The 6,911-nt window shown below is 42.7% G+C and carries 10 protein-coding genes and 1 pseudogene; 9 read left to right on the top strand and 2 right to left on the bottom strand.

Annotation, left to right across the window (positions count from 1 at the left end):
- From Q0238_RS03735 to Q0238_RS03695, 9 genes are all read left to right on the top strand, one after another.
- A partial coding sequence (locus tag Q0238_RS03735) for an AzlD domain-containing protein (RefSeq protein WP_297943025.1) occupies positions 1 to 339 on the top strand: 339 nt, incomplete at its 5' end.
- 69 nt (positions 340 to 408) lie between these two features.
- Entirely contained in the window at positions 409 to 1,761 is a 1,353-nt protein-coding gene (locus Q0238_RS03730; RefSeq protein ID WP_297943022.1) for a coproporphyrinogen III oxidase family protein, read from the top strand.
- Between the two features lie 117 nt (positions 1,762 to 1,878).
- Positions 1,879 to 2,232 carry a hypothetical protein gene (locus tag Q0238_RS03725; protein ID WP_297943020.1) on the top strand — a complete coding sequence of 118 codons (354 nt, stop codon included), beginning with the start codon at positions 1,879 to 1,881 and terminating at the stop codon, positions 2,230 to 2,232.
- Between the two features lie 90 nt (positions 2,233 to 2,322).
- The gene (locus Q0238_RS03720; RefSeq protein ID WP_297943018.1) at positions 2,323 to 2,598 is read left to right on the top strand and encodes an immunity 53 family protein; all 276 of its coding nucleotides are present in this window, start codon (positions 2,323 to 2,325) and stop codon (positions 2,596 to 2,598) included.
- Positions 2,599 to 2,627: 29 nt separating this feature from the next.
- Entirely contained in the window at positions 2,628 to 2,945 is a 318-nt protein-coding gene (locus Q0238_RS03715; protein WP_297943016.1) for a hypothetical protein, read from the top strand.
- 17 nt (positions 2,946 to 2,962) lie between these two features.
- Positions 2,963 to 3,163 carry a hypothetical protein gene (locus Q0238_RS03710; protein ID WP_297943014.1) on the top strand — a complete coding sequence of 67 codons (201 nt, stop codon included), beginning with the start codon at positions 2,963 to 2,965 and terminating at the stop codon, positions 3,161 to 3,163.
- Positions 3,164 to 3,227: 64 nt separating this feature from the next.
- Positions 3,228 to 3,860: a hypothetical protein gene (locus Q0238_RS03705; protein WP_297943012.1), complete on the top strand. Its 633-nt coding sequence runs from the start codon at positions 3,228 to 3,230 to the stop codon at positions 3,858 to 3,860.
- Positions 3,861 to 3,930: 70 nt separating this feature from the next.
- On the top strand, positions 3,931 to 4,716 hold the full coding sequence (gene imm45 / locus Q0238_RS03700) for an Imm45 family immunity protein (RefSeq protein ID WP_297943010.1): 786 nt from the start codon (positions 3,931 to 3,933) through the stop codon (positions 4,714 to 4,716).
- Between the two features lie 63 nt (positions 4,717 to 4,779).
- A complete protein-coding gene (locus Q0238_RS03695; protein ID WP_297943008.1) occupies positions 4,780 to 5,052 on the top strand; it encodes a hypothetical protein in 273 nt (90 codons plus the stop codon).
- A gap of 457 nt (positions 5,053 to 5,509) precedes the next feature.
- On the opposite strand, the gene Q0238_RS03690 is transcribed toward Q0238_RS03695, so the two are convergent.
- Positions 5,510 to 6,241: a DUF4197 domain-containing protein gene (locus Q0238_RS03690; RefSeq protein ID WP_297943006.1), complete on the bottom strand. Its 732-nt coding sequence runs from the start codon at positions 6,239 to 6,241 to the stop codon at positions 5,510 to 5,512.
- A gap of 464 nt (positions 6,242 to 6,705) precedes the next feature.
- Positions 6,706 to 6,911: pseudogene (locus Q0238_RS03685) on the bottom strand (NADP-specific glutamate dehydrogenase); the annotation flags it as partial.

Raw genomic sequence — 6,911 nt, 5'->3', positions numbered from 1 at the left:
TTACCCTATATCTTTCTGGCCTCGCTCGCTACGATTTTGACGCGATTTTTGCCGCTGCTGCTTTTTAAGAAAAAGACCGCGAGTCCAAGCTTATCGTATCTGCAGAAAAACTCGGGGCTTTTGATAATGGTCGTTTTGACGATCTACGCGCTTAAAACGATGCTACCTAGCTTTTCGGGCGAGCGGACTTTTAGCGCAGACGTGCTGCAAACGGCATCGCTGATACTTTGCCTGATTATGGCGTTTGTCGTGCATGCTAAATTTCGCAATTCGCTCGTGACGATAGCGCTTCCTACGCTAATATATATGGCGGCGCTGCGCTTTTTATTGAATTCTTGATAAATTTATAAGTTAGTTTTCGATAAACTTCAAAAATTAATTTTTAAGTTTAAAAAAGGCTAAAGTTTTATGAATTTTATCAGTCAAATGGTGCATAGCTTCGCTAAAAAATACGCCGCCGAAACTATGCAGAAATCCCTCTACAACTCCCTCAGGATCGACATCACGCAGGAAAATATCGCTAAAATTCCAAACCCAGATAAAAAATATATGCTCTACATGCACGTGCCCTTTTGCCACACGTTTTGCCCGTACTGCTCCTTTCACAAATACGCCTACGAGCGCGGTGCGTGCAAGGCGTATTTCGGCGCGCTACGCACCGAAATGCAGCGCACGAAGGACGCGGGCTACGACTTTGAGACGCTTTACGTTGGCGGCGGCACGACACTCATTGACGAGGAGGAGCTAGCACGCACGCTGGAGCTTGCCAAGTCGCTTTTCAGCATCAAAGAGGTTTCGTGCGAGAGCGATCCTAACCACATCGAGCCTGAGAGCTTGCTGCGATTTCGCGGGCTAATAGATCGCCTAAGCGTGGGGGTGCAGAGCTTTGATGATGATATTTTACGTAAAGCTTCGCGCTATGACAAATTCGGCTCGGGCGAAATTCTGCAAGAAAAGCTATCCCGAGCGGTCGGAATTCTACCGATTTTAAGTCTGGATCTGATCTTTAATTTTCCGTTTCAAACTCGCGAAATTTTACTTCGCGACATTGAAGCGGCAAAAGAGGTAAAATCGGAGCAGATCACGCTGTATCCGCTGATGAAATCCCCTTTGATGCGCGATCAAATAGCGCGGAGCCTCGGCGTTAGCAACATAGACCGCGAGGAGGAGTTTTACTCCATCATCTGTAAGGAATTTTCTAGCTGGCACCGCAGCAACGCATGGGCTTTCGCTCGCGAGAAATCAAATATCAACGACGAGTATGTAGGCACGAATCACGAATACGTAGGCATCGGAAGCGGCGCATTTAGCTTTTTAGGCGGCAGGCTTCTCGTAAATGCGTTCAACCTCGAAGACTACGCAAGCAGGGTGCGCAAAAACGAAAGTACCGTCATCGCCACTTGCGATTTTAGCAGATCCGAGCGCGCGAAATACCTCTTTTTGACCGAGCTTTTTAACGGCGAGATCGATATCGCTAAATTTAACGCCGCAAACGATTTAAGCCTACGTCGCGAACTGGGCAGAGAGCTTAGCCTGCTAAGGCTTGCAGGAGCCGTGCGGATCGGGAACGAGATTATTCGTACGACGGAATTCGGCGCGTATTTGTGCCTTGTTTTGATGAAGGAATTTTACACCGGCATGGACAAGGTGCGCGCGGCGTTTCGCGACGATGCCAAGATTAAGCGCGCAAAACAGCTCATCATTATGGACGAAAACGAATCCGCCGCAGCTGGCGCGGCAAAAAGCGAGATAGCGTCGTAAATTTTGCGCCCGACCGCTACGACTAGTGCTTGGGCACACCCGCGACTTGAGCGCAAATACCGTCTGGCATTTAAAACACAAACAAATTTTTGATTTCAAAATTTAGGAAACGCCGCAATGAAACGCAGAATGATCAAGCTATTCATTTTATTTCTGTTTTTTGTCCTTGTATTTGAGCTCGTCGGCAATCTTTTTAACTTCGGTCTCTTCCCATTTCATAAGAGCTGCGAGGCGTTTATGATGATAAACCGCCATATAACCGGTGATTCAAACGATAGGTGCATAATTCAGCTTATGGAGCAGGACAACAAAAGAGATCTTTCGCTATATTACTATAAAACTAAATTTAATCTTGAGGAGCCGTTATCCGAACTGGACGAAAAAGCTATAAAATTTTTAAATATCCCGAACTTAAAGATAATCACCGTAAATAAAGACGGTGTGGAAAAGAAATTTTTAATACGCGATTAAATTTAAATAGCAAAGAAGCCCTGCTTCAATTGCAATATCAAAGCCTAACAAATCGAGAATTTTAAAATTTATAAAATTAAAGGAGGAGCAATGAATAATCTAAAACTCATACAAAACTGGTATGCTTCCAAATGCGACGGAGAATGGGAGCATCAATACGGACTTACGCTGGAGACGGTCGATAACCCGGGCTGGTGGATCGAAATCGATGGCGAGAGCGGGAAAAAGCCGATAAAAATAAATGTCGATAGAGATGACGAGGATTGGTTTTTCGTCAATGCCACGGAAAACAAACTCAAAGGAAGTTGTGGAGCCGAGAATTTAGAGGAATTACTGGAATACGTGGTAAAATGGCTAATGGATTAAAATTTAGCAAGGCAAATAAAGGAGCCTAGATGATCGAAGTCGAGATAAAAAACGAATCTTGCAAAAAGACCGAAGTTACGCTTGCAAATATCGAAATTGTTAAGGATGCCGTAAAGGAATTCGCCTATAAAAGCTTTAAGGGCAGCTATCTGTTTTTTGATATTTACGGCGAGATAGATAGGGATTTTCGCGTGCTTGGAGCAATCGGCGAAGGAGATGAAAACAATATCGGAAAAATAGATCTTAAAAAATATGAAAAAAGCTCCTTAGGCGCCACTAACATATCGCAAGATATAGAGGGCGCGAAATTCTGCACCTTTTCAAGCTGGATCAAAGTGAAATTTTAAAGCAAATATTATATTATATGTCCTATGAAAGATTCGAAGGCGGCTATTACGCAAAGGGTAAATTTATAGGCAAAAATAGAGACGATCTTGTTTTTATCGGCATCTGCGGCGATATAAAAAATTGCGCCGAAATAAAGAGCGTCGATTTAGATGAAATACTAAAAAGTATGCCTAAACTCTCGGAATCAAATAATTTTTATATTAGCGAGTTTATATGAGACCGTTAATGGATCAATAAGATAAATTTTATCGACAATTGATTAAATTTAGAAAGGAGATACTATGAAATTTAAAATTTTAGAACCGAATAAACCAGATGATTGGAGTTTTAACGATGATGAAGAACTTTATAAGGCTTTAGGATTTGATTGCTGGGATGATCCGTTTATTCGCATATTAGCTAAAATTCCGGGTGCCAGGAAAAAAGATATTTTAGATTACTTTGAATATATGATTTTTGGTCTGTGCGAATGGTTTGAGCTAGATGGGATTATTCTGGGCGACTATATGTTGGCGGGCGAAGATAAGCCGGAAATTTCAGCCTATCCGACATACGCGGGAGAATACTTCGGAGTAATGGGACAGCTATTTTTAGGGGGTATGATAGACTTCGGCATAGAGGGCGAAAATTTAAGAAAGAAATGGGCTGACTTCGATACGAATTTATCCAAGATCGATCTAGGTATGTCGCTTTATGAGAAGTGGATCTATTTTAGAGATAATTTCTTTTTTGGGTATAAATTTTTAGAGGAGGAGAACATAACCCCCAAAGCAGAAATAACTTGGAAGAATCCCGATACCTGGAGCAGATTTAGCCATTGGATATGTATGACTAATGCGGGCAAAGAGTATCGTGATAAAATTTTAAAGCCGAGGCTTTATGAAAAGTATAAGGATGTGAGTATAGAGGTGTAATTTAGCGATTACAAATAACGAAAAATTTATTATGAACATGTTTAATCTAGCAAGCAAAAAAGGACTTTAAATGACCATCTTACCAATATCAACCTTCGACAATGATTTACAAAGAGGCGATATTATAAAATTTAACGACGATGAGCTTATGGTCTGCGATGAGCGATGTTTCTGGACAGAAAATCCTTGTCTTTTAAATTTAAAAGATACCAGATACTTTGAGCTTCCTAGCGAGATGTTATCAAGCAAAGCGGGGTTTGTCGTGGATAAGGAGCAATTGATTCGTAATTTAGCAAATTTCGGCATCAATGCGAGCCCCCGGGAGGTATTTATATGCTCCGATAATTACCTTAGTAGCGATGAACTAGGGGATTGCGACGAAACAATTCCTGGTTTCAGGCTGATAAAACCTAGGGATAAATTCGGACGCAATAGACGCATAAAGAGGAATCTAATGAAAAAATTTAGCATTCCTCTCTTAAAATTTCGCGGAAAGATCAAGCTCGGAGATATTATCGAATGTAGAAAATCCAGCTATCCATATGAGAAAAATGTAAATTTTGTCGTAGTAAAAGCAAAAGACGATGATGGAGTAAATTTTATAAAATTGGTCGTAATTAGCGGCTACAAGGCAGGCTTATGGGTTCTGCCGTCTTTGTTTAAAACAGATAAAAATATGATAGAGGCAGACTGGCTAATTAAAAATTGGAAATATATTTTTTATAGATGCTGCGATATAAGGCACACTTATGTAAATTTACAAAACCGAAAAGAGGTTTTAAATTTTACCGATAAGCAACTGGAAAATTTTATAAAAATTAAGCAAAAGAGATTTAAATTTAAAAATAAGAAGTGATATAATGCCTCGCCAATCGACATTATCAATATATACGGGAAGAATACACACAAGGAGAAAATTATGGTTAAAGCATTAAAATTTATAATTTGTGCCGTAGTAGTTTTGTTATTATTTATAATTTATGAAAGTACTTTGTGTGCAAAGTGCGATTATACGTTTTTTGTAGAGGAAAGGCTTATGGGTAGATTATTGATAGCAATCGATACAAATGATATAAATTTAGTAAGATATATTGCTGCTGAAGGTAGAGTTTGCAAGCAAGCCAATGTCTATAATAGAGCGCTTAAAGAATTAAGAAGAATGGAATCAGAAAATAATAGAACTAATGAGTAAACCGGTTTTTGCGGAACAATAAAGAGAGATATGAAAGAAGTGAAATTTACAAGACGGCTTTCTTGCTTTACTTTTACGCGCTTATCTGTTACCGCTCTGCTATCCCGATACTCCGCCGCTTTGTAAAATTTCAGACGTAGGCGCTAATTTATGCGCGCACCTAAACACCGCGCGCATCGTGGAAATTCTAAAATTCATGGTTCGCAATCTCACTTTATCTCTGTAAAATTTTAAATTTCGCAGACTAAACTCCGCATAAGATTATCGTATAAAGCCAACATGCCCCGAGCACGCGACAAACAAACCTCTAAATTCCGTCGCGCGCCCGCTTTGGCGCAAGCAGCTGTCTTGCACGAGCGAGCGTTTTGCGAACAGCTTTAGGCTGCCCAAGCTTACGGCACAAAGCAATTATAAACAGCTATGCGGCGAAATTTACGCCAAAACCTCGCCGCGAGCTTTATTGAAGCACCTTACCTAAAATCCCAGCACCTTTGCCGATGGCGCTGCCGCGAAGCGCGCTTTCTTTTTCCCTCATCACCGCAAATAGCCCGTCCAGCGTCTTTTGCGTGATGTAATCGTTCAAATCCTCGCCCTGCTTAGGCAGATACTCGCTCGCGCCCAGCCCGCGCGCGATATTTTGCACCGCTTCATTGCCTGCGATCTTGTTTTGCGCGAAGGAATTTAGCCCATTATACGCTGTCGCGAAGCTGTTTTTGCTCATCATATCGCTTACGATCGGCCTAAAAACCGCCCGCAGCTTTGCACCAGATTTGCTCTGCAAATACTCGCTAAGCGCCGTATCGCCGCCGCTGATGAGCTTTTTAACGTCGGCATCGCTCATCGATTTCAGATCTTGCAAAAATATCTTGCTCGCGCCGCTCACCGCCTTGGTAGCGGCATCGTTCATACTCACGACGAGCTCACGCTCCCATTTATCGCCGCCCACCTTTCTCGCAAGCTTCGCAGCCGCCTTCAGTGAAGCAGGAAGCTCGATTTTAGCGGTCTTGCTGTGGATGTAGCCCTCGGCGAGCTCGCTTACGGCGCGGTTCGTAGCGGAAGCGAGCAGATCCTTGTAGCTTCCGCTTCTAGTAGCACCGAGCGCGTCCGCGCCCTGCTTTAGAATATCCGCCACGTCCGCATGCGCAAGCGACAGCCCCGCAGCGGCGAGCAAAACCATAAATTTTTTCATATTGCAACCTTTGGATAAAATTTGCGCCATTATGCCAAAATGCGGTAAACGCTCAGCCCGTGCTCGGTTTAAATTTTCGCGCTGCGCGGGCGAGCTGAGATAAAATTTTAAGCTAAATTTGAAAGCGGCTTCGAGTTAAATTTTAAACGTCAAATTTTAAAGCTAAATTTAACGGGCGGAATTTAAAGATAAAATTTGGCGGTAGCAGACTTTGTGCGCTTGTGACTAAATTTAAAATCGGCACTATGACGAGCTAAAATTTTAAAACCGCATTGCGCATGAGCGTCATTTAAAATTTACGCAGCGCGCACGATATCAACGCAAGCCGCGCAGAGCATATCGATGAGCGGTTATATCCTCGGCGCAAACGATTGAAATTTTATCAAAGCAGCCAAAAAGCTCGCCGTAAATTTAAAGAGTTTAAATTTGAAAGCGAGCTGCGGCTTTCGGCACGATAAGCAGGTTTAAACTAGCCCTTGATCCAGCATCGCGTCGGCTACGCGACGAAAGCCCGCGATATTCGAACCCAACACGAGGTTGCCCTCCGCGCCGAATTCCTTCGAAGTCTCGTAGCTGGTACGAAATATGTGGCGCATGATCTCGCGCAGCTTGCCGTCGACCTCCTCGAAGCTCCACGACGCCATCTGCGCGTTTTGCGCCATCTCAAGCC

The organism is uncultured Campylobacter sp., from assembly GCF_938045775.1.
Lineage (GTDB): Bacteria > Campylobacterota > Campylobacteria > Campylobacterales > Campylobacteraceae > Campylobacter_B.
Note: the sequence above shows the minus strand (reverse complement) of the source record. Positions and strands in the feature narration are given on the sequence as shown.